Genomic DNA, 23,637 nt, shown 5'->3' with positions numbered 1-23,637 from the left:
GTGCTGGGTGCTGAGTTAAGGCTCTGACTCAGCGCTCAGGTAACTCAGCATTAAAAACTTTAACTACTGCTGGATAAAGAGGAAATTGTAATATGGAAAGCGTTGCGTACATCTTGATTTTTACTCTGTGTATAGGTACTCTCTTCTTTGCGATCGCATTTCGCGAACCCCCTCGCTTTGAAAAACCAAAAGATAAGTAGATCCTAATTACCAGACCTTTAAACGGATTTAATCTTAATATCCGTTGCTACTAAGCATGGTGGCAACGGATATTATTGTGTTTGTCATTTGTCATTTGTCATTTGTCATTTGTCCTTTGTCCTTTGTGTTGTTTCTCACCATTGACTCCTAACACCCCACCCCCAACCCCTAAGAGCAGGCTCTTAGGGGAGAATTTGACGTAAGTCAAAGGCGGGGTGAGGTTCTTTTTTTGATTTATGCAAGAAGTCTAATGACCAATGACCAATGACAAATGACCAATGACCAATGACCAATGACTAAATGTTGTGATATAATTTCCAATCTTGGGAGTAGATATGTGTTAATGCTAGCTTTTGTGCGCTAGGATGAAAAAGGATGTTTTGTGTAAGCTGCTATAGTACTGCATTACATAACTCATCGCGCTTGTTACACCACCTTTACGGAGACTAGAACCAGGAACAAATCAGCATGGTCAATCAGAATTTAACCGCTACAGAAATTGGATTCACTCACGAAGATTTCGCTGCTCTACTTGACAAATACGATTATCATTTTAGCCCTGGCGATGTTGTGCCAGGAACAGTTTTCAGTATAGAGCCGCGCGGCGCTCTGATTGACATTGGTGCTAAAACCGCAGCATATATACCTATACAAGAAATGTCTATTAACCGGGTGGATAGCCCGGAAGAAGTATTACAGTCTAACGAAACGCGCGAATTTTTCATCCTTACTGATGAAAACGAAGATGGTCAATTAACCCTTTCCATTCGCCGTATTGAATATATGCGGGCTTGGGAACGCGTGCGACAGTTGCAAGCAGAAGATGCTACTGTCCGTTCTGGCGTATTTGCAACCAATCGCGGTGGAGCATTGGTACGAATTGAAGGATTACGTGGCTTTATCCCAGGTTCCCACATCAGTACCCGCAAACCTAAAGAAGAATTGGTAGGCGAGGATCTGCCGTTGAAATTCCTAGAGGTGGATGAAGAACGTAATCGCCTCGTTCTGTCTCACCGTCGGGCGCTGGTTGAGCGCAAGATGAACCGCCTAGAAGTCGGCGAAGTAGTAATTGGTACTGTTCGTGGGATCAAACCCTACGGTGCTTTTATCGACATTGGCGGTGTCAGTGGTCTACTCCATATTTCTGAGATTTCTCACGAACATATTGATACACCTCATAGCGTGTTCAATGTCAATGATGAAGTGAAAGTTATGATCATTGACTTGGATGCAGAAAGGGGTCGCATTTCCCTATCTACCAAGCAGCTAGAACCCGAACCCGGTGATATGATTAAAAACCGGGATTTGGTGTACGATAAAGCAGAAGAAATGGCTGCTAAGTATCGCGAACAGCTATTAGCCAAGCAGCAAGTTGCTACTGCTGCGGCTTCAACTGCGGAAGTTGTAGCAGACGAAGATATTCCACCAGCAACAGAACTTGATGAAGATATTCCACTAGTTGCGGCAATTGAAACAGAGATTCCAGCAGCGACGGAAATTGAAGAAGGAATTCCAGCAGCTATTGAAGAGTAATAGATTTTTTAGAGTTTTACTTATTTTTAAGTAAGAGTATTAAATCATTTTATAAAGAGGGAAAAACCCTCTTTTTTTATGTGGAGAATCGGTGAAAGTGATGAGTTGTGATTAGGACATCAACAGATGATAAAACTTAGACACAAAAAGACTTTTCACCCAGTTCCCAGTCCCTTGCTATAGAAGTTAAATATTATGGCAACTATTAAATGTAGAAATATTACTTTTGATAATATCCAGGCAATTTTATTTGACAAAAACGGTACTCTAGAAGATTCAGAAACGTATTTGCGATCGCTAGCACAAAAGGCAGCAAGATTAATAGATGCTCAAATTCCTGGAACTGGAGAACCCCTATTAATGGCATTTGGCATCAATGGCAATCTTCTAGATCCCGCAGGTTTAATATCAGTAGCAAGCCGCCGCGAAACAGAAGTTGCGGCTGCGGCATATATTGCCGAAACAGGAAGAGGATGGTTTGAGTGCTTAAAAATAGCCCGTCAAGCTTTAGATGAAGCGGAAAAATACATTGGACAAACTCCTTCACCATTGTTTGTGGGTAGCTTAGAAATTTTGAAGTACCTGCAAGAGGGTGGACTAAAACTTGGCATCCTCTCGGCTGCGACAACTGAAGAAGTACGTAATTTTGTAGCCAATCACCAGTTAAGTGATTATATCCAGTTAGAAATGGGCGTAGATGAAGGGCCGAGTAAACCAGACCCAGTGCTATTTTTGCAAGCTTGCCAAGCTTTGGGAGTTGAATCGAACGCTACCTTAATGGTGGGTGATTCAGTTGGTGATATGCAAATGGCGCGTAATGCTAAAGCCGCAGGTTGTATTGGTATCACTTGGGTAGGTAAGTCAGATCATGTCCGAGGTGCGGATGTGGTAATTAATCAACTTGATGAAATCCAGATTTTAGAGGATTAATTTAACGTGAGTTCGATTGCACCTTTTTTAACCTGTCGAACTCACGTTAGTACGACCAAGTTATACATTTACACTAATGTTCTTTCACCAATTGGCTGATGGTATAAAATCATTAGTTGATTAGCATTTAAAATTTCTACTGCATAAGCTTTTCCTGTTAAGTCGCTGAATTCTATTTCAAAAACTCCAGGTTCATATTCCTCTACAATTGTTCCTACTTGACCACGATATAATTCTAATTCTGGTAAGTCTTCGGTCAGGGCAACAACATCTAATAATTTCATTGCTATTACCTCACTGCTTATAGTACATAACAGGTAACTAGACGGGGAAAGCTTTCATTATTACGCACTATCCAAACGCTTTGAATAATTGCTTGTTTATCTGAGCGAGTCAGGGGAAAATCGATGACATATTTTTGACCGTATGGATTGCTTTTACCAGGGATAGCATCATAATCAGCTACTGCTTGCAAAAGTGCTGCTTGTAGTTCTGACGCATCATTTAAATCTAAGTTTAGTGCAGATTTAAATACACGCGCTTTATGTTTACCCTCTGAATGTTCTGGGTTGAGACAGTAACCTGTTATTTTCTCTATTTCAACGATAGCGCGTTCAGGGTTAGGAAGTTTCATAATCCGTTCGCTACGTTAAAACGATAGTGAAATTGAGGCAATAGCATTACCCAATTCCTTTGGCTCTAGCTTATACAATCCACCACCGTACACGCGACCTTCACCCATGAGCATTTCATCAGAAATTTCATTCACCAGTTTTTTGGTGCTCCTTGTCGAAAATATTATCTTCTTTTTTAACTAACCTGCAGAATGTGGGTTTTAACCTTAACACGCCACTACAGGCTACAGCCTGGGCCTTCAAGACCCTCTGCAAAACTGATTAATTCCAAGTACTCTGGATTTTCCACAAGCTTTTTAGCAGCTAGCAATCCGGCAATGCTCCAAGTTTGATAAATTCGGGCTTCTTTGCCAATTAAACGACCATTGTTGCCATCATAGTATTCCGGGAATTTATCTCTAAATAAACGCCTTTCGGCAATAGCGATCGCTGCTTGGGCAAGTTCTGTTCGCTCTGCTTTCAGTGCCGCAGCGGTAAATAACCAAAGTAAAACGGGCCAGTTACCGCCGTTGTGATAAGACCAAGCCCTGTTCTTAGAGTCACATCCTGTAACAATTCTCCACTCTAAGCCTTCCAAAGCGGGAAAGCAAATTTTAACAGGCATATAGCCGATTAAGTCTTGCCAACGTTGGGCGAATAAATTCATAATGCTTTGAGATTCTTTTTCGCTTGCTAAGGAAGTTAAGATTGCCATCAGATTTCCCAGAGCAAAAAAGCGAAAATCTATCCGCCCCGGCCCCAGATTTCCCGCTAAATATCCTCCAGTTTCGGGCAACCACTCGGTCAACCAAGTAGGAATTGATTCTGAGTTGATGTTGAATTTATTAACAATTTCTTTACCAAATTCATTATCTTTGTAACGATAGATTTCCCCCAATCGCTTTAGGTCTAGCCAATAATAGTTGCAGATATGATATTTCAAAGATCCCAATCGCCTATTGACTTTGCTAAGGTAGCTATCGCCATCCCCATTTGGTAAAAGTAATTCGCTAGCAGCCCTCAAAGATGCGTAGAATAACACCTGAATTTCTAAAGGATGTTCGTAAACTCCCATGCGACGATCAATCATAAACGCGCCATCGGGAACTAACATTGTTGGGTACATGGAAAACCGATGTACTAAGCAAAGATCCAAAATTAGTTTGATTCCAGCTTGAAAATCTGGTTGACGCGCTAGTGACAAATCGCCTGTAGCTTTTTCATAGGTTCGTAGCAAGAGAATCCACCACATACAAGAATCAATTGGGGGAACACGAGCGATCGCTTGCTCTCCAAAATCAGCGATCAAAAATTCCTCATTCCCATTAGAATGTACTTTGAAACTGGCAGGCATTAATCCCGCTCCCGGTTCAAAGCAGTCTATCTGCTTTTCATGACTTTGTAATTTCAGTGTTTCTACTAAGAAGTTACGCACAATCTCTGCTTTGCCGTGCATGAGAAACACCAAGGCAGAAGGGACAAAATCGCGGAGGAAGCACTGGTCATAATTGAGTGCATCTGACTCCCGATCGTGGGCGGCTACAGTACCAATGGGTTTTCCTTGGTAATAAATTACGGACTCTTCTAATAATTCCCAGGCTTCTGTTTCCGTCTGACTGTTCTTATTGATCGCGCTAGTCATGAGCGTTTAATTCCACTAATGGTATGTATCGGCTTAATGTGGAAAGTACGCCAGCCTAACCTCAAGCTGACCAAGATTCCCGGAAGTCAGCATATAGAGTCAATCCACCATCTACAAATAGCGTTTGTCCGGTGATGTAGGCGGCTTCATCCGAAGCTAAAAAAGCTACTGCGGCTGCCATCTCCTCTGAGGTGCCAGCACGTCCCATCGGGATGTGACTTTCCACGATCGCCTTTTTTTCAGGATCGTCTATCCAGGCTTCATTTATTGGCGTGACTGTTGCTCCGGGGCCAATGGCGTTGACACGAATACGTCGGCTAGCATATTCCAATGCTAAAGTTTTGGTTAAGTTTTCCATACCGCCTTTGCTAATGGAATAACTGATATACATCGGTCGCCCAATAATTTCGTGAACGCTGGAAATATTAATAATCACCCCCGGACGATTAACAGATAGGAGGTGTTTAATAGTTTCACGGGCGCACAGATAAGCACCCCGGAGATTAATTGCAATTACCCGGTCAAAGTCTGCTGTGGTAACTTCGTGGGATGGACTTTCTTCTTGAATGCCAGCATTGTTAACTAAAATATCTAAACTGCCAAATTCCTTGACTACAGTGTTGACCATCTCAACAATGTCTGATTCTTGGGAAACATCTCCCTGAACCAGTAGCGACTTCACACCACAATTTTCGATATTTCCGCAGGCTTTTTGTAATGCCATCTCTTCCGTGTCTGCTGCGGCTTCCGGGTATGAGCGGTAATTGATGGCGATGTTGCACCCTTCTTGAGCGAGTCTGATAGCGATCGCCTGACCGATACCTGAAGTTGCACCTGTAATTAAAGCATTCTTTCCTTTTAAGCCTATCATATTTCCTCCCTAAGCTGCCTTTATTTGAATTTGTATCAGTCAAGCAATTTTGGATTTTAGATTACTCTTTTCTACATTTAAAGCTAGTACTGTCAACCCCCAGTGGAGGGAATTTAAAGTTAAAAAATAAGTATTTGATAATTTTTAATTTCTGAAAACAATTCTCACCAATCAGGCTACAGATTCAAGATATGGAAACTTAACTTGAATCTGACACCTCTTAATTACGAATTGGTATTAATCCCTATCGCAAATTCGCTGGTACTTGTTCAGGAACTACCCAATAGTAAATAGTTTTGCCTTCTACATTCAGAGTCTGCTGTGGTTTCCAATCACCCATATCGAAGGCGTGGGAGACAATGCGAGTCCCAGGTTTAAGTTCTTTCAAGAGCTTGGGACGGAGTTTGGCGTTGATCTCTGGCAGTAAATAAAGTGTAACTACTGTTGCTTCACTAAAATCAGTGTTGAATAAATCTTGTTGGATAAATTTGACGCGATCGGTTACTCCTGCCTTTTGAGCATTAGCATTAGCTTCTTTGATGCGATCGGGGTCAATATCTATACCAACGCCGCGCGTACCAAACTTTTGTGCCGCAGTATTGACAATTCTGCCATCACCACTACCAAGGTCGTACAACACATCATTTTTCCCCACTTTTGCCACTTGCAACATTGCATCTACCACTGGCTGTGGTGTAGGTACATAAGGAACATCTCCAGGACGTTCTTGGACTTGAGTTGTAGGAGTTGTCGCTGATGGTGTTTCGGTTTCGGTCTGACCTGTTAAAGTAGAAGGCTGTTGTGTCCCAGCTTCCAAATCTTGTTGTTGCGGCGTACACCCAGAAATTCCTAAGCTAGTAATACTAACGCCTGTAACCAGTAAAAACAGAATTTTTTTGAAGTTCATGACTTTTCTCCTTAATTTGGTAGCTTGTGATCAGTAGTTAGTAAAACAACTGATAATCATAGAATTTTGAATTGCTCATAGTGTGAGGTTTAAATTGCAAAATCCAAAATTGTATTAAGTCCTACCTTGGCGGTAGTTATTCCACAACAACAGGGGAATACCTGCTGCAACAACTAAAACACCTGCAATTGCTCCTACACCTGTATAAACCAAGCTGGAGTACAGCAAGTAAGCGCAGACGGTGCAAAACAGTAATGGAATGAAAGGATAAAATGGCACACGGAAAGGGCGAACTATGTGGGGTTCGCGGATGCGCAATACCAGCAGTGATATGCCGGAAAGCAGGAAGAAAAACCAAAATATCGGGGCAGTGTAATCCACCATTGTTTCAAAGCCTTTGCGGGTGAGCGTGCCTAAAACAACCAATGCTAAGGCGATCGCTGCTTGTAAGAATAAGGCATAGGTAGGACTGCTAGGACGTTGTTGCCAGCGTCCCATAAAACCAAATAGCGAAAAATCCTGTCCCAGTGCGTAGTTGGTGCGCGCTCCAGTAAAGATTGTGGCGTTGGTTGCTCCCAAAGTAGCGATCGCAATCAGTACACTGATGAACAAAGCTCCCGGTTCGCCCCAAAGAGAGCGCATTAAATCTGCGGCTACTGCTTTTGACTGTGCCATATTTGCTAATCCCAGTCCGCGCAGGTAAGCCAGATTGATTAGTAGATAAATGGCTGTAATGATACCAATACTCCACATTAGCGATCGCACAATATTACGTCGTCCATCTTGAATTTCTGCGGAGATGTAAGCTGCCTCATTCCAACCACCATAAGATAGCAACACAAACACCATTGCTAGTCCCCAGGTTCCCGATGATGCAGATTCTACAGGGGTGGCAGAATTAGGAATGGCGGTAAGCCCAATAATTACTACCAGCAACAAACCTAGAACTTTCGCAGCACTCAGCAAGTTTTGTGTCCACTTACCCTGTTGCAAACCGATAATGTTCAAAGCAGTTAAAAGTGCGATCGCTATGGCTGCATATATAGAAGACGAAAACGTTCCTAGCTGCCATATCTGAGAAACATAATCGCCAAAAACAAATGCCAAAAGAGCAATGGAACCAGTTTGAATCACTGTCATCCGCGCCCAGGCAAATAAAAACGCGACTCCCCGCCCGAATGCACGTTTCAAATAATAGTAGGCACCCCCAACGTCGGGATAGACAGTGGCCAACTCTGCATAGCACAGCGCTCCTACCAGAGATACCACACCACCCATTAGCCAAAAAAGCAGTATAGCAATATTGCTACCTGCTTGACTGGCCACTAGAGCCGGAGTTTCAAAAATCCCGGCTCCGATGACAATACCGACAATTAGAGCCACTGCGTCTGGTAATGTCAGGGATGGTTTGGGTGCTGCTACTTCAGTTGATGTTGTCTGATCGAGCAAATTGTAGTTTTTACGTCTACTCACATTACTTCCTTATTAGTTTTGAGTTGGGACTTTTGGCTTTGTTTTACAGTCTTTGTTCAACAGAGGAATCATCCTATGTACTCCAGATTTAGGAACTCACGCTTCAATAAGACCTTAAATCACTGTTTTACCTGTAGTTCTATGGTTAACAATAAATGTGATGAGAAAGTGACACTCACCAGTGATACAGCAGATTTCAAGTTGGTAAGGTACACAACGATTTATCTGTTACCCAGGTATAAAGCGTCTTTTACTCCTGAATTCTGCTGTATGTCTTCAAACTGTAATATTCATCTGGCCACATTCAGATTAGCCTCCCTGCGTAGCTTGCCGCCGTAGGCATCGCTCTAAATTCTCTTGCTAGACAACATCTTTCTGCAAATAGGGTAAAAAATCTGAATTGGTAAAACGTCTTCCACTAGTGAGATTTATACTCATCTAAAGAATGATTGACTCATAAAGGGTAATCGTGCCTTGTTTGATTAAAAAGCTGGGACTACTACGCGTAATTTTTATACTGCAAAGTTTCATTGATTTAAAATGGATGCTTTATTTACACCCTGCTGTACTACGACAGCGATCGCTCCATAGTTTCGATTAACTAGGAATGCAAATTTGTGCGCTGTTAATTAATAAATAATATATCAGCTTTTTATCCCTAATTATTTAGTATCTGCAACTGGGAAAAAGTAAAATATCTATTACTTCACCTACTAGCAAACCCAATCCAGCTAGGACAGTTATAACCCAAAATGAATCTAATTTATTGCAGCCAGAAAAGCGCATTTCCAAATCAGCTAAAAGCGTAGTGGCTAAGGGGATAATAAATAGCCTTAATAATATCAACCAAGTTGCTATTAAAGCAATTGATATACTTAAAAACAAGATGACAACTAAAGTTTTCGAGCCAAACTCAACTAAACGCTCTAACCAAGAAAAACTCTTTCGGACTACAGCTATAACCATAGCAACAACAAAAGCTCCTACTAACCAAATAATATGATTAGCAGCAAGATACCATCCCAAGAGAATGTAAGCCAATAAGAGTAATACTAAAGGCATCAAAGGAATCCTGTTAAAAAATTCCATATTCATACTGTCAAGGCTTGTAAAAATACCAGGTTAATCTTTTAATTTTATTCAAAAATTGTTACTAATAAAACTTTTAAATATACCAGCTTTGCTCAGGATATTTCTCTATCTATAGAGCCAATTGAATGTCAATAAGAGGACAAGGGGCAGAGGGCAGGGGGAAAGAGGGTTTTCCGGTTTCTGCATAGATTACGGGAATTATAACTAATTAACCGGAGATGATATAAGTAGGTAGGCGTAATTAAACATAAGATATAAACCTCACCCTCAATCCCTCTCCTTACTAAGGAGAGGGAAGCCGGAGCCAGGGTGAGGTTTTATATTTAATTTGACCCACTTACTTAGCAGTGTCAAACATCTGCAATTAGCCTTGCTTTTCTCAAAAAGAATTGGAGTACAGTCTCTTCTTTAGAAATAATCTCGGCTCTGCCTTCCATTCCCATTTGAACGGAACATTGTTTGTTTCCTCGACCTAAAGACAGAGCTTCAGGTTCAATTGTTACCTCATAGAAGGCAGCAGTAGCTCTGGGAGTAGTTGCCATTGTAGAAGCACCTGTAGAAGCACCATTATTCGCTGGTGGGAAAAATGCATCTGGAGAAATTGATTTAACTTTACCTTTGAGAGTACCGTAATCTGGATAGGGACAGGCAGAAACTCGCATTTGCACGTTTTGTGCTGGTTTCAGCTTGTTTTTATCCTCAGTTCCTACCACTGCTTTAATTACCAAGGGGGCAGAAGTAGGAACAATTTGGGCGATTTCTTCTCCAGGGCGCAATGTTTGACCGGGGTTACGTAGGTTTAGCTTGGAGATCACACCGTCTGCTGTGGCAGAAACGATCGTCTCCTTAAGTTCGATATTCACTTGTTTAAGTTCGCGGCCATCATGCTCGAACTGTTTTTGCATTTCAATCCGTTGCTGAATTAGCGCGTTGCGTTCTTTGTTTAATGTAGCGATAGTACCTTGCCCCGTAGCTTTTTCTTGAGCAATGTGTTCTTGGGCGATCGCTACTTCTGCTAAAGTTGGATTCAAGGCAGCTTGTAGGCTTTGCAATTTGGCTTTGGCAGCCGAGAGTGCTTGTTCTTGCTGGCGAACAGCTAGTTGTGCTTCCTCAAATTGATCTTGTGACAAAGCTCCAACTTTGGCTACGTTCTCATATCGGTTTCGCTTTGTCTCGGCTGCTCTTAAACCGGCAGTTGCTGCTTTGACATTCGCTGCGGCTTCTTGGACATCACTAACAGTAGTAATTTGCTTATCTCGATAATCCCGCTTGCGACTGCTTAATTGGGCTTCAGCCCCCGCAACCGCACGCTTGGTGCTGTCAGTTTGGGCTATAACTTGGTTATTAAGAGCATGAATCTGAGCGTCGATTTGAACCAGCTGTAATTTGATTTGCCTAATACTACTTTCTAGTTGACTCTTCTTGGTTTGCAGCTTCGAGTCATCAATAGTAGCGATCGCATCTCCTATTTTGACAACCTGATTCTCTTTCACAAAAATCCGCATAACTGGGCCTTCCGTAGCAGCCTGAACCAGCCGCAACTCACCAGCTGGACGCAGATTTGCCTGTGCTTGAACGGTGACTTTATATTTAGTTACAGAGGCGACGGCAATTGCTATTGTCACAGTTACCAATGCGATCGCACCACCAATAGTAGTCCAATGACCAAGTGGTGGAAGAAAATCGTTTTCTTCAACTGGGGGCAGCAAGATAGGATTAGGCTGACTAACCATAATAATAATGAGGGAGAGATGATTTTTGAGGGCAAGAGATGGTCGAGGAGTAATCCAAAATTTCAAAGAAAGAGGATGAAATTAACTGATGACGGCGTATTTGCCATTAGCCTGACCGGAAGATTTCACCAGTAAACTTGGAGTTGATGACCGAACATCATCTAGGAAGCCCAAGTGGTCGCCAGCAATTTGGCGCAATTCATCTGGAGAACCTTGGATTTGCAAACGTCCTTTCTCTAGTAATACAATCCAATCGGCTCGCTCAATGACTCTGGGGCGGTGACTAATTAAAATTGTGGTTTTGCCTTGGCGATAGGTAAGCAGTCGATCTAATACTTCAGCTTCACTCACCGGATCGAGAGCGCCAGTGGATTCATCTAAAATTAGTATCGGCGGGTTAGTAATTATCGCTCTGGCGATCGCTAATCTCTGCCGTTGTCCACCAGAAAGATTAGCTCCAAATTCTCCTAAAACGGTATGATACTTGTCAGGTAGTTCGCTAATAAATTCATCAGCCCCTGCAATGTGGCAAGCTGTGACAATTTCTTCAAAAGTCACGTCAGGATAGCTGAAGTGGAAGTTATCAACGATTGAACGACTCCAGAAGTGCGGGTCTTGCGGTACTAAGACTACCTGCTGTCGCAGACATTCTAAAGATAAGTCTTGTCTATTGTAGATGCCATAACGGATATTGCCAGACTGGAGGGAATATAAACCAGCAATCAGTTTGGCTAGGGTACTTTTACCACAACCAGATTTACCAATTAAAGCAATAACTTTACCGCTAGGGATAGTCAACGAAAAATCTTGCAGGAGATCAACTCTACCAGCATGGTGGAAGTTAACTTTAGTGCAAATAATATTTGCATCAGTGGAAATTGCTGCCCAAGGCTTTTTCTGTTCATTCGAGTCTTCTGGGGTAGCATCAATCACTTCAGCCATCCGTTGGATGACAATTTGGGCAGTAATAAACTCATCAGCTAACCCGATTACTGAACTCAAAAAACCGAGAAAATTCCCACTCATGCCGTTAAACGCTAGCAGCTGACCGATGGATAATGTTTGATTAATTACTAAATAGCTGCCTAACCAGAGTAAACCTATACTAGTTAAACTTGAAAGAATATTAGTGAATGTACTGCTGTAGAGTTCCAGTTTCATCGTACTCCAGCCCAAGTTAGCGAGGCGACCATAATTGGTTTGATACTCTTGCCAAGCTTGTGGAGTTGCTTGGGTTGTTTTGAGTACTTGGACGCCGCGAAAGGTTTCTACCAAAAAGCCTTGGTTTTCAGTGCCTAAAACGATAAGTTTACGAGTTTTCTGGCGCAAGGCGGGTAGGAAAAGCAGGTTAACTAAGGTGACGATGACAAAGGCCAATACGGAAGCCAGAGTCAATTGCCAACTCAAGAACAGCATAAAGCCCAAGGAAACTAAAGCAATAAAAAATTCGCTAGGTAAACCAAGAACAATCTGCGAAACTAACCCATTGATGGCATTAATATCGCCAATTCGGCTGACAACTTCTCCACTTCGATGTCCTTCAAAGTAAGATAAGGGCAAGTGTAAAAGTTTTCGACCGTAGTCCAGCAGCAGTCCTAATTGCAACCGTTGACCGAAGTGACCGATGAGGTGAGACTGTACCAAACCAATTGCACTTTTAAATAAGTTCATGGCAATTACCCCAATTGCCACGGTAGTTAATAGTTGAGTATCTCCCCGCACTAGCACATCATCGGTGAGAAGTTGCATCATCAAGGGAGAGGCCAGAGACAAAAGTCCGATCGCAATATTGATCGCGATCGCCTGACCCAAAAGGAAGCGATAAGGCCAAACACGCTTAAGATAGCGCCCAAAGCCACTCACTTGATCGTCCGCCTGCTCATAAAAACGGGTGTCGTCTGGCAGCAATAGCAGCATAATCCCATTGCTCCAACCCTCAACTAATTCCTTACGGCTGAGGTAGCGGATACCAACGCCAGGATCGCAAATCACATATTTGTTTCCTTTTTGCCCGTATAAAACTACCCAGTGGTAGCCTTTCCAATGTATAATTGCGGGCATTGGAGCCTTATCTAAACTGTCGATCAATTGAGCAGAAGCTTTGACTTGACGGACATTAAATCCTAAAGCTTCTGCACCTCGATTCAAACCAAGCAAAGTAGTACCTTGCGAAAGAGTTCCTACCGCTTCTCGTACCCGGCCTAGAGTTAAAGTACGTCCGTAATGTTTGGCAATAGTTGCAAGGCAAGCAGCGCCGCAATCTTCTTCACTGTGTTGGAGAACAACCTGGTATTTCATAAAAACTTCGGGGATTACTTGGTTATGTAATGTGCGACTTCATTCTCATGCTGTTTGCATATTTATACGCACAAATTAAGCTATGAATATTACCATTTATGTTGATTTTTTAGTATTTTCATTAAAGTGAAAAAGTAGGAGCTAAAACGACCTCGCCCCTACGAACTACAACAAAAGGATGTTACTCAGCTATTAGCGAAAGTGAGAGCATTCTTTTGTGTTTTATGTTTTTCCAGAGGATTCTAATCTGCAAGAAGAAATATAGGACTATGATTTGATTGCGTGAAAAAACTCGCCCTCAACTCGAAAAGCCTTCAGCCCTATTCCCTACTCCCTACTCCCTACTCCCGTTTCTGATGTACGACATTGTTCTTCTCCTTAGTTGATTAAGGTAGATTAGTAAGTTGAGTCTGTGCACCGCTGGTGTTTTAGGTGTTCGCCTTCACTGCACTCTTTTACAATAAATAAATTTGATTAGACGCACATCGTCAAATTAGGAAATTGACTTTCCAATTTTGGAAAGTCAATTGAAGAAGATAACTAAAACTTCTTAGAGGATTTTTAAAAGTGGTCGGTGATGTATCAAAAACCGAAATGAAAAAGTAGGAGCATTACGACCCATTGGTGTAAACTTAAGCTAAAACCCTTTTAAAATCTCGTTTTCAGCTTCTGGTTATTGGTGACAACTTAAAGCAATTGCCCTAATGTCAAACAGGGTGTGGAGACAAGTCCAAAAGCGGTTTGTGTCTGGATAGTCGTGAATATTTGACCGAGACAATGCAAGGATTTTAGATTTTGGATTTTGGATTAAATCTAAATCTAGAATCCAAAAAACGGTTTCAAGCCTCTCTGTTTACGGAGAAAAAAACAAAAATTTTCAATATTTAAGCCTCTTCTTTATAAGGAGAGGTTAATCCACGCATACGCTCTCTACGAGACGCGCTCTTGACGCGGACTCGCTAACGCTTCGCTATCGTCAATCCAAAATCTAAAATCGAGTGACGATTCCTAAATCACGGTTTTGGGAGGAAACCAGATAAGCAATCAGATCATTAGCAAGTCCTTGGTTGTAAGCATTGTTAAAGTGATAAATTGAAATATTTTGTTACAAGTAATCACCCGAACTTGATATTATTCAGATTTATCAGATGTACACGATACCAATGCAATCCAAAATTGATTCACCATCCCCAAGTACCAGGAGCGCCTTTGAATGGCCCAACAATATCACTGGTTATCCAACCACCGTAGAAGTTACCTGGTTGTGGTTGCACTTCTTCGCCATTAACGTAGCATTGATCCATTAAATGAGCATAAAAAGCTACATAGTCCTTAATAGATTCAAAGGCTGGTGTGGGTTTGGGGTAGAACCAGGCAGCATTATGGACTTCTTTATCACCAACTCGGATTGTGTAGTAACCAGCACTTCCCTTCCACTCACAAAAGCTAGATTGCGGAGTCATCTGTAGATATTCCATTTTGATATCCGCTGGGGGAATGTAGTAAGAAGGAGGATGACTAGTTTCTAAAACACGTTTGGCGTTGTGAGTATCTACAATTACTACTCCGTTAAAGATTATTTGGATATGTTTGGTTGTGTCCTCCAAAAGAGGAGGACGGGGATAATCCCAAACTGATTCTTGTCCGGGAGCAGGTTCGATGCGTTGAGAATTAACCATTATGAAGAGTGCTGTTAGGGGTAGCAAAGCGTTGAGCCAGTGCTAAGGAGCCAGTGCGTTGCGGAGGTTCCCGACGCTCGAGTACTCGCTAACGCTGCGCTATCCGTTGTAGCAACTGGCGTTGCTAAAAGAGAAAAAAGTGCTCAGTACGAATGTACTTGGTGAAGGAGCAACTTCCCTTGTAGAGCCACTGCAATCTTTTAACTCAACCCTCTTCATCGTACTTGTTTAAGAGCATCAACTTGCTTGGTAAACATTTCAGTGAATAAACTAAGCACAGTTCTGTCTTCGCGCACTTTTATATTGGCACTGATGGACATACCTGATTGCAAGTTAACTTTTTTGCCCTTAATCACTAGGGATTGTTTATCTAATGCGACTTTTGCCGGAAATCTGTAAAACTGATGGGTTTCGTCTGGTGGTAATGCATCTGAACCTATCCCAGTCACTTCTCCCTTGATATCGCCAAACTCGCTGTAAGGAAAGGAGTCAATTCTGACATCTACTTTCATACCTTTTCGCACAAACCCAATATCTTTGTTAGTGATGAAAACTTCAGCGATATAGTTTTCCTTGGGGACAATTTGCAACAGTTTTGTAGTTGGAGTTGCGACAAATCCAGGATTTTTTGCTTGCAAATCGAAAACTGTTCCCGCCACAGGTGCGCGGAGTTCTTGATATTTAACGTTTAACTGTGATTGAGATATTTTACTATTGACATCTGCCAAACGCTGCTCATTATCCAGCACAACTTTCATGAATTGGCTATCGATTGTGGCAATCTGCTGTTTGTTCTGAGCTATTTTATCCAAAATGTTTTTATCAGAAACAGCTACCGTATTGCTTAAATCTTGTTGTCCTTTTTCTATATCAAACTGGAGGCGTTTCACTTCTTCACCTAGTTGCGCTACTTCCGCCGTGCGGTTTTGTACTTCTTGTTGCTGATTAAGATACTGAAGTTGAGAAATACCACCTTCTTCTGCTAATACCTTCAGTTTATTTAAAATCCCCTGTTGAATAGCTAAACTTGATTTACTATCTTGCAGTTTAATTTGATTTTGAGTAAATTGTTTTTTGGTTTTTTCTACTTCTAATCGCGCCGATGAGGAGCGAGAGTCTAATTCTTGTTTGGCCACTCGTAGAAGTTGTTGTTCATCAATTCCTACTCCAGAATCTTGACCAGAATTTTTTAATTGAGTGCGGAATAATTCATTTTCTGCTAGTAATGCTGCTCGACTTTTCAGTAGAAAAGCAGTTTCTTGTGGCAAATTACCGCGCAAATATAACAGTTCCGAGCCAGTGGCAGTACTTGCATTCATCAATCGGCGATAAATCTGGTTTTCTTTAATTAATGCAAGGCGAATTTTATTCAAAGAATTTAATTCGGCAACAGAGGCTATGGAATCAAAAGTTAGCAGTAATGTTCCTGGCTTGACTTCTTGTCCATCTTTAACATTAACTGTTTTCACCACTCCACTAACAGGAGCCTGAACTTCTTTGACTGTTCCTTGGGGTTTTAATTGCCCTGTTGCTGGCACTACTTGCTCAATTTTGGCAAAATAAGTCCAAGCAATTCCAAAACAGGCTAGCCCCATGAGTGTAACCATGATTGTACGCGACCAAATTGGAGATTGGCGCAAGACAATGGATTGCTCAAATTCTTGAGTGTTGGAGTTAGTAAAAGACTCTTGAATAGCTTTCTGTTGTTTTGTCAGTACCTGTGAATCGTGCTTCACTCCATTTTTCTGATTGCCGTTTTTCTGATTGCCGTTGAGATGATTCCCATTAAGTTGAGTCATAACGATTTTGGATTTTGGATTTTGACTTTTTTGTAAGATGGGCAATGTTTCCCGATGCCAAAAACCTTTGCCCTCAAGAATGACTAATTACAAGTTTACATCTTGTTGCTGATACAGGTAATAATAATGACCTTTCGCAGCCATTAATTCTTGATGGCTACCTTGTTCTATAACCCTGCTATTATCCATTACAACAATCATGTCTGCATTACTTACAGTGTTCAGTCGGTGGGTAATAAAAAATACTGTATCACCCTTGAATGCTTTGGCTAAGTTGAGACATATTTGCCGTTCTGTGGGATAATCTAATGCGCTAGTTGCTTCATCTAAAACTAATAGTTTTGGTCGTTGTAAAACAGAACGAGCGATCGCAATTCTTTGTCGTTGTCCACCTGAAAGTGCAGAACCCCGTTCTCCCACCCGCGTGTTGTAACCGTTGGGTAAGTTCATGATAAACTCGTGGGCGCACGCAACCTGAGCCGCCTCGATAATTTCTTCGGTTGTGGCATCGGGATTGGTGAGGGCAATATTTTCCTGAACGCTGCCGTCAAACAATAATGTCTCTTGGGGAACTACGCCAATTTGTCGTCGCAACGAATAAAGTTCCACTTTGGCGATATCATAACCATCAATCAAAATTCTGCCAGACTCAGTTTCGTAAAGTCTCAGCAGTAATTTCATCATCGTACTTTTACCAGACCCACTTTGCCCGACAATGCCGATAAATTTACCTGGGGCAAATTCCAGGTTGACATTAGAAAGTTGCAGAGGCCCACTTGTGCCAAAGCGGAAGGAAACATTTTCATATTTCACTGCTCCCTTAATGGTAGGTAAAGGTATATTGTAGCGATCTGTTTCTGCTTCTTGTGGGGTATCGACAATATCGCTTAAACGCTCTAGAGACAAGGCAGTTTCTTGGAAGCTTTGCCAGAGTTGAGCTAAACGTAATATTGGGCTGGTGACGTAACCCGATATAATCCTAAAGGCAATTAATTCGCCTAAAGTTAATTCTTGTTGCAGTACTAAATAAGCTCCTACCCACAAAACTAGTAAGCTGCTGAGTTTGTTGAGAAAGTTACTGGTAGAGTTAGCAAGTGTAGAAGTCACAACTGTTTTAAAACCAGCGGCGACAAATCGGGCGTAACGCTCTTGCCAAGAAAAGCGCGATCGCAATTCGATATTTTGGGCTTTTACTGTTTGAATGCCTGACATCACCTCCACTAAATAAGATTGAGTTTCGGCGTTGCGTTCGGCTTTGGCACGTAACTGTCTGCTAATAGTGGGAGAAGCGACTAAGGTAATCAATACAAACACAGGGATTGTGCTTAAGCCAACTAAGGTGAGTTGCCAACTGTAAATCAGCATTACACCGATATAAACCAACGAGAATAGAGCATCTAACCCCACTGTTAAGGCAGTACCCGTGAGGAATTGCCGGATATTTTCTAATTCGTTGATGCGAGTGGAAAGTTCACCCACCGGTCGGCGTTCAAAATAGCGCAGCGGTAGACGTAGTAAGTGGTCAATGATTTGCGACCCTAAACCCATATCGATCCGATTAGTGGTATCGACAAATAAGTAGGTTCGTAAGGTAGTCAACACTGCTTCAAATAGTCCGACTACTAATAGCAAAATCCCCAAAATATGTAGTGTGCCAATACTATTTTGAGTGATAACTTTGTCGATAATTAACTGAACGACTAAAGGATTTGCCAACGCTGCCAACTGCACGAAAAAGGAAGCGATAAAGACCTCTATCAGGACTCGACGGTGGCGTGACAAATAGGGTATAAACCACCGCAAGCTAAAACGCTCTTGCGGCGTTTGATTGGTAGCGTTCAGCAGTAATACCCTAATTTTGGGCGGAAAGTCAGTTGGATCGACATCTAATTGTTCAACCAATTGAGCGGGTTTGCAACGCACAATTCCTTTGGATGGGACACCCACAACCACGGTATTTGCATTTACTTCATATAAAACGGCAAAATTATCACCATAACGAATCAGCGCCGGTGTCGGAATGCGCGTCACTGAAGCGACTGGTAGCTCTATCAACTGCGCTTTAAGTCCAATTGACTCTGCTAGGTAAGCAGTAACTTGAAACGATATAGTTCCCTGACGTTTGATTTGCTCAGTTAAGATGCGGCGAACCACCTCTCGACGAAACGGCATTTCTAGGTGCTTCGCAATCATTTGGAAGCAGGCAAAGGCTGAATTTAGTTCTCCTTTACCGCCAAAAAATGGGTATTTTTGTTTTGACGAATTATTTGAAGTTTGGGGGGCTGTCTGTGGAACTATTTCGTTTGATGCGTAGGGAATAATATCTAGGTCGTCAGCGCTATCTCTATCTACTCTGGTTTCAGTTACCGCAAGTTCTATCTGATGACTATCTTCTAAGATCAAATCTGACGGATGTATACCAAGCAAGCGTGCGGGGTTTTGACCGATGACCTGGATCTTGTCTCTGTCATCGTCTGATTCTAGGCGATCGCCAGGTGAGAAATTCGTGACTGTACCACCACCACTCACAAACCAAACGCTTTTGCTATCCAGTTGGTTGAAGGGAGTTTTTCCTAAAGGGAGATAATGTATTTTCGCCTCGGGTAAAGCTTTTTCTGTCAGTTCTCTGAGATTTAAAGTAGCGATCGCTTGCTTTTGCCAATAGGAACCGAGAATATCGAAAACTTCTACCAAATAACTGCGGTTCTTACGAGCGTCAGCAAAAGCTGGGTATGAAGCCAGAAAGCTAAAATATGCTGATGCACTCAAGGTTAAACAGACTACTTCAGTGGAAGCGATCGCTGTTTCACAGGCGACATCGCGTAACAAACCGATTTCGCCGATAATTTCCCCAGGTTGTAGTAATTTTAGGGTGATTGGCATTTGCGTCTGGGGGTCGTATCCCAACAGCCGCACTTGTCCTTCATAAATGATGGTGATGCGTTCCGGGAGGCTTTCTTTACCGATGATTTTCTGACCTATGCGATAGCGCCAAGCTTGCAGTTGTTCTGATAGATTAGCGATCGCCCCATCTGGCAACTGATCAAACCCCTCTAGGGTGGTGAGAAATTCGGGAAAAGTGTTCTTAATATAAGTCATATAAAACAAGTTAAAGAGAGGAATTAAGTCGAAAACATTAGGGGGGGTATCTCTTTTACTAACAGTGGCAGTGTTTGGTTTTATGCCAGCAGTGACAAGACTTCTGTGGAATTCAGGTGTTTAAATATGTAAAAGCACAGAGGGCAAGTTCGTCTAATTGCAGACCTGTATTTATATCACACGGTTACGATTGTTATGTGTTTCTCAAAATAAAGCATACTGTAAATATATTGAGGACAAGTTATCACTTGGTTAACGCTACATAATTTATACAAAATTAAAATCAATATATTACTATTGCAACTATGCAAGATGGATACTCATTATCAAACCAAAACACATAAACGTGGTTGTTAAATTTAGCGGTGCATATTTTACTTTATGATAGTCAACATGAAAATATCACAGATGCTTTCCTAAGTAAATACCCTAATTAAGAATTATGTAATAAAAAAAACTTTAAATTTCTAAATTATTTTTTACAAATTCTTGAATACAAGGATTGACAATATCACTAATGGCGAAAAACAGGAACTTTCCTCGTTAAGAACCACCTATACCTAATTATGAAATAATTCTCCATCACTTTTTTGCTCGCTTAATTTAATAAAAATTAACTGGAAAAGTAAAGAGGAAGACTGTTTGTCACCCTAGAGGAATCAACTATTAAATTTATGAAGGAAAGACAACAAGTGCCTTCAGTAAATTTACTAGTTTAATTAATAGTGAGTCCATCTAATCGCTATGCACAAAACAACCTCACCCCGCAACCGGGATGAAGTTGTCCAATTTTGCTAAGTAATATCATGTCCGCTTGATTACTTATTAAACCTGAAGAACCCCACTTTGCCAAAGCTACGCTTTGTCTCCCCTAAGAGCTTGCGGGGAGGGGATTAAGGGGAGCCAGTGCGGTCTTCTCCCTTGGCGCTAGCCTCTCCCTTTGGGAGAAGGGGAGACGCCAAGGGCGATGGGGTCTCCCCAAGTGGAGCATCTAGCGTGTGGGGTGCAATGACTGTGGAAATCATAATTAATTATGCGGACATGATATAATTACTAGTATTTGATACTAGCCAAGATTGGCACTCAAATTGACCTGCACAATCATATCGTTGTAATCTTTGTCACCACCATTTGGTAAATCCTCAAAACCAAAGGTGTTATTTCCCAATAGTCGAATGTGATCTACCTTATCTGAGTTAGCACCCAAAAATGTAAAGTAAACATTCTTATTGCCATTGCCATTGAGAACTTCATCGGGTCTCCCATCCACAACAATAAATGGTGCAAACAAAGAATTCGGATCGAAAGTGCCAGTGTAGTTTGCAGTGCCTTGGTTGCCCACCGCCAAGTCAATGCCTGCAACACGCCCACGCACAGCGGCTTCGGCGTAGCCAGCCTGTCCAACGAGAATATCTGCCGTGCCATCACCGTTGGTGTCAATACCACCATTTTCATCAGCCACCTGATAGAAGCCAACAAAGTTATTGTAAGATGCCTCTCTGTTGACTTGAAACTCAGCTGTTACTGATTGTGTCACACTCCGTAAATCAATCAGTTCGCCTTGATATTTGCCTTGCAGACCAGTACCTAAAGATACCTCTTGATTGGTTGGCTGAATATTCACTACCAAATTCTGAAAATTAAGAGAAAATCCTTCATCTTCTATGTTGTTATTTGCAGCTGAAGAAAAAAGCACACTTGAGAAGGGGGTTTTTCCAGATAGTACAGCTTGAGTAGTACTGTTGGATACCAGATAAAATCTGAGTTTGGTATCAGAGTCGAATTCTAATATATTTTTCAGATCGGCAGGATTAAAACCATTAGGCAGATTGGCAAGATCGGAGAAAACCACCTTTGAACGCAAAAGAGCCGCTTGTGTATAGCCTTCTGCACCAGGGGCTATGCCGTTAATCCTACCTTCTTCATCGTCAACAGTAAATACATTTAGTTCATTCACCTCTTTAGAGGTATTGTTTTTAATATTGACTGAGAGTTTTGCTTTATCACCTTTAATGTTCAGCTTAGTCTTGACACTAAAGATATCGTCTGTAATTGTCACTACAGGAGTATCGTCAGCAACCGTAAGTTTAAACACATCACTGGCTTGCTCTCCAGCAACATCCTTAGCTGTGACTTTGATGTTTAAACTACCTACGTCCTCATTCTCAGGAGTACCACTGAAAGTCCTAGTAGCAGCATTGAACTTTAACCCATTCGGCAAAGGCGTATCGTCGTCCAAAGTTGCAGTGTAGGTAAGGGTATCTCCGACATCTGGATCAGTAAAACTGTCATCTGGTACAGTGAAGCTGAAGAAAATACCTGGAGTGGCTTGTTGGTCTGCGATCGCCTTGGACAAGACTGGAGGAGCGTTGACACCACCAATCGTGATTTTAAACACATCACTGGCTTGATTTCCAGCAATATCTTTAGCAGTAACTTTGATGTTTATACTACCTACGTCCTTATTCTCAGGAGTACCACTGAAAGTCCTGCTACCAGCATTGAACTTTAATCCATTCGGCAAAGGCGTATCGTTGGGCAGAGTTGCAGTGTAGGTAAGGGTATCTCCAACATCTGGATCAGTGAAAGTGCCATCTGGTACAGTGAAGGTGAAGAGAATACCTGGAGTGGCTTGTTGGTCTGCGATCGCTTTGGACAAGACTGGAGGAGTATCAACAGTGAGTTTAAACACACTACTGGCTGTTTCTCCAGCAACATCTTTAGCGGTAACTTTGATGTTTAGACTACCTACGTCCCCATTATCGGGAGTACCACTGAAAGTCTTGGTAGCAGCATTGAACTTCAACCCATTCGGCAAAGGCGTATTGTCGTCCAGAGTTGCAGTATAGGTGAGGCTATCTCCGATATCTGGATCAGTGAAAGTGTCATCTGGTACAGTGAAGCTGAAGAGAATACCTGGGGTGGCTTGTTGGTCTGCGATCGTCTTGGACAAGACTGGAGCAGTTAGTACTGAAGCGTAGGCTGCCATTACTTCTGGCTGAAACGCCAGAGTAGGAACAATTGCCCCCGTAGAAACTTCCAGTTCCCAGTCACCACCTAATGCAGTACTCCCCGTTAAATCATCAGATGCCGCTACTACTGCACCTGTCAATTCACTCAGGCGCTGTACAAATGCTTTACCTTGCTCTGTTTGCCCGACTTCACAACCATACAACAGCACTTGTGCATCTGCACTCAAAACATCTGCCCAGTCCATGAGTTGCCAAGCATAATGGTTGAGGGTTTGGTAGCTGAGTTGACTGTTCCCCAGATAAACTCGCCCTGGTGCGCCGTGAGAAACAATGTGTAGGGTATTGATTTCCCGATGAGTTGCCAGCACTTGGCTAATTTGTTCAATGCCATTCTGGTCAGGATCTAAGACTACAACAGAGGTGTTCGGCAAAACACCTGCTACCAGACTTTGGTAGTTCTCAACCTGTGGGTCGATGAAAACTAGGTGAGTAGTAGGTATTTGCTCATACAAGTCTTGAGTTGACTGGGTAGCGATCGCGATCGGGATGGTCTCTGACATAATTACTCTTATTAATTAATAGTTTTTCGTTACAGCCGTTACGTGTTATATCCTGTAAATCACGTAGAAGCAGGATTTTTTTTGGCATCCTGAAGAAGTCAATTATTAAACTTATATAAAAGGCTAATAGTTAACTCCAGTAAATTTACTGCCTAAACCTGCGGATCAATATTACCATTGCGATCGCAAATAACATCACATCTGCCATCAATAACAATAAATAGTGCAAACAGG

16 protein-coding genes are annotated in these 23,637 nt (G+C 42.0%); 3 read left to right on the top strand and 13 right to left on the bottom strand.

The window, feature by feature from the left end; translation table 11 throughout:
• Window positions 1-92: 92 nt before the first annotated feature.
• The 3 genes from RMY63_RS10465 (at window position 93) to RMY63_RS10455 (ending at window position 2,664) form a co-directional block, all read left to right on the top strand.
• Window positions 93-200, top strand: a complete 108-nt coding sequence (locus RMY63_RS10465; protein WP_084227385.1) for a photosystem II reaction center protein T — start codon at window positions 93-95, stop codon at window positions 198-200.
• Window positions 201-669: 469 nt separating this feature from the next.
• Complete coding sequence (locus RMY63_RS10460; protein WP_322728627.1) at window positions 670-1,734, top strand: 30S ribosomal protein S1; 1,065 nt, start codon at window positions 670-672, stop codon at window positions 1,732-1,734.
• Between the two features lie 195 nt (window positions 1,735-1,929).
• Window positions 1,930-2,664 carry an HAD family hydrolase gene (locus RMY63_RS10455; RefSeq protein WP_322728626.1) on the top strand — a complete coding sequence of 245 codons (735 nt, stop codon included), beginning with the start codon at window positions 1,930-1,932 and terminating at the stop codon, window positions 2,662-2,664.
• A 68-nt stretch (window positions 2,665-2,732) separates the two neighbouring features.
• Here RMY63_RS10455 and RMY63_RS10450 read toward each other — a convergent pair whose 3' ends face one another.
• From RMY63_RS10450 to RMY63_RS10390, 13 genes are all read right to left on the bottom strand, one after another.
• Window positions 2,733-2,948: a DUF4926 domain-containing protein gene (locus tag RMY63_RS10450; protein ID WP_322728625.1), complete on the bottom strand. Its 216-nt coding sequence runs from the start codon at window positions 2,946-2,948 to the stop codon at window positions 2,733-2,735.
• A 17-nt stretch (window positions 2,949-2,965) separates the two neighbouring features.
• The gene (locus tag RMY63_RS10445; RefSeq protein WP_322728624.1) at window positions 2,966-3,298 is read right to left on the bottom strand and encodes a DUF6883 domain-containing protein; all 333 of its coding nucleotides are present in this window, start codon (window positions 3,296-3,298) and stop codon (window positions 2,966-2,968) included.
• A 218-nt stretch (window positions 3,299-3,516) separates the two neighbouring features.
• Window positions 3,517-4,920: a glycoside hydrolase 100 family protein gene (locus RMY63_RS10440; protein WP_322728623.1), complete on the bottom strand. Its 1,404-nt coding sequence runs from the start codon at window positions 4,918-4,920 to the stop codon at window positions 3,517-3,519.
• Window positions 4,921-4,981: 61 nt separating this feature from the next.
• Window positions 4,982-5,791 (bottom strand): glucose 1-dehydrogenase, encoded by an 810-nt coding sequence (locus tag RMY63_RS10435; protein WP_322728622.1) that lies wholly within the window; start codon window positions 5,789-5,791, stop codon window positions 4,982-4,984.
• Between the two features lie 244 nt (window positions 5,792-6,035).
• Complete coding sequence (locus tag RMY63_RS10430; RefSeq protein WP_322728621.1) at window positions 6,036-6,698, bottom strand: methyltransferase domain-containing protein; 663 nt, start codon at window positions 6,696-6,698, stop codon at window positions 6,036-6,038.
• Between the two features lie 114 nt (window positions 6,699-6,812).
• Complete coding sequence (locus RMY63_RS10425; protein WP_322728620.1) at window positions 6,813-8,171, bottom strand: APC family permease; 1,359 nt, start codon at window positions 8,169-8,171, stop codon at window positions 6,813-6,815.
• A 666-nt stretch (window positions 8,172-8,837) separates the two neighbouring features.
• Complete coding sequence (locus RMY63_RS10420) at window positions 8,838-9,266, bottom strand: hypothetical protein (protein WP_322728619.1); 429 nt, start codon at window positions 9,264-9,266, stop codon at window positions 8,838-8,840.
• A 347-nt stretch (window positions 9,267-9,613) separates the two neighbouring features.
• Window positions 9,614-10,996 carry an HlyD family secretion protein gene (locus RMY63_RS10415; protein WP_322728618.1) on the bottom strand — a complete coding sequence of 461 codons (1,383 nt, stop codon included), beginning with the start codon at window positions 10,994-10,996 and terminating at the stop codon, window positions 9,614-9,616.
• A gap of 81 nt (window positions 10,997-11,077) precedes the next feature.
• Complete coding sequence (locus RMY63_RS10410) at window positions 11,078-13,294, bottom strand: peptidase domain-containing ABC transporter (RefSeq protein ID WP_322728617.1); 2,217 nt, start codon at window positions 13,292-13,294, stop codon at window positions 11,078-11,080.
• A 1,181-nt stretch (window positions 13,295-14,475) separates the two neighbouring features.
• Window positions 14,476-14,973, bottom strand: a complete 498-nt coding sequence (locus RMY63_RS10405) for a DUF427 domain-containing protein (protein ID WP_322728616.1) — start codon at window positions 14,971-14,973, stop codon at window positions 14,476-14,478.
• 215 nt (window positions 14,974-15,188) lie between these two features.
• Window positions 15,189-16,772, bottom strand: a complete 1,584-nt coding sequence (locus tag RMY63_RS10400; protein ID WP_322728615.1) for an HlyD family efflux transporter periplasmic adaptor subunit — start codon at window positions 16,770-16,772, stop codon at window positions 15,189-15,191.
• An 87-nt stretch (window positions 16,773-16,859) separates the two neighbouring features.
• On the bottom strand, window positions 16,860-19,871 hold the full coding sequence (locus RMY63_RS10395; protein WP_322728614.1) for a peptidase domain-containing ABC transporter: 3,012 nt from the start codon (window positions 19,869-19,871) through the stop codon (window positions 16,860-16,862).
• A gap of 1,066 nt (window positions 19,872-20,937) precedes the next feature.
• Window positions 20,938-23,403: a putative Ig domain-containing protein gene (locus tag RMY63_RS10390; protein ID WP_322728613.1), complete on the bottom strand. Its 2,466-nt coding sequence runs from the start codon at window positions 23,401-23,403 to the stop codon at window positions 20,938-20,940.
• Between the last annotated feature and the right edge of the window lie 234 nt (window positions 23,404-23,637).

The organism is Nostoc sp. ChiQUE01b (genome assembly GCF_034531255.1).
GTDB lineage: Bacteria > Cyanobacteriota > Cyanobacteriia > Cyanobacteriales > Nostocaceae > Nostoc.
Note: the sequence above shows the minus strand (reverse complement) of the source record. Positions and strands in the feature narration are given on the sequence as shown.

What these genes read in the sequence shown, in the direction of transcription:
- RMY63_RS10465 (WP_084227385.1), top strand. Translation starts at nt 93, where the DNA reads ATGGAAAGCGTTGCGTACATCTTGATTTTTACTCTGTGTATAGGTACT.
- RMY63_RS10460 (WP_322728627.1), top strand. Translation starts at nt 670, where the DNA reads ATGGTCAATCAGAATTTAACCGCTACAGAAATTGGATTCACTCACGAA.
- RMY63_RS10455 (WP_322728626.1), top strand. Translation starts at nt 1,930, where the DNA reads ATGGCAACTATTAAATGTAGAAATATTACTTTTGATAATATCCAGGCA.
- RMY63_RS10450 (WP_322728625.1), bottom strand. Translation starts at nt 2,948, where the DNA reads ATGAAATTATTAGATGTTGTTGCCCTGACCGAAGACTTACCAGAATTA.
- RMY63_RS10445 (WP_322728624.1), bottom strand. Translation starts at nt 3,298, where the DNA reads ATGAAACTTCCTAACCCTGAACGCGCTATCGTTGAAATAGAGAAAATA.
- RMY63_RS10440 (WP_322728623.1), bottom strand. Translation starts at nt 4,920, where the DNA reads ATGACTAGCGCGATCAATAAGAACAGTCAGACGGAAACAGAAGCCTGG.
- RMY63_RS10435 (WP_322728622.1), bottom strand. Translation starts at nt 5,791, where the DNA reads ATGATAGGCTTAAAAGGAAAGAATGCTTTAATTACAGGTGCAACTTCA.
- RMY63_RS10430 (WP_322728621.1), bottom strand. Translation starts at nt 6,698, where the DNA reads ATGAACTTCAAAAAAATTCTGTTTTTACTGGTTACAGGCGTTAGTATT.
- RMY63_RS10420 (WP_322728619.1), bottom strand. Translation starts at nt 9,266, where the DNA reads ATGAATATGGAATTTTTTAACAGGATTCCTTTGATGCCTTTAGTATTA.
- RMY63_RS10415 (WP_322728618.1), bottom strand. Translation starts at nt 10,996, where the DNA reads ATGGTTAGTCAGCCTAATCCTATCTTGCTGCCCCCAGTTGAAGAAAAC.
- RMY63_RS10410 (WP_322728617.1), bottom strand. Translation starts at nt 13,294, where the DNA reads ATGAAATACCAGGTTGTTCTCCAACACAGTGAAGAAGATTGCGGCGCT.
- RMY63_RS10405 (WP_322728616.1), bottom strand. Translation starts at nt 14,973, where the DNA reads ATGGTTAATTCTCAACGCATCGAACCTGCTCCCGGACAAGAATCAGTT.
- RMY63_RS10400 (WP_322728615.1), bottom strand. Translation starts at nt 16,772, where the DNA reads ATGACTCAACTTAATGGGAATCATCTCAACGGCAATCAGAAAAACGGC.
- RMY63_RS10395 (WP_322728614.1), bottom strand. Translation starts at nt 19,871, where the DNA reads ATGACTTATATTAAGAACACTTTTCCCGAATTTCTCACCACCCTAGAG.
- RMY63_RS10390 (WP_322728613.1), bottom strand. Translation starts at nt 23,403, where the DNA reads ATGTCAGAGACCATCCCGATCGCGATCGCTACCCAGTCAACTCAAGAC.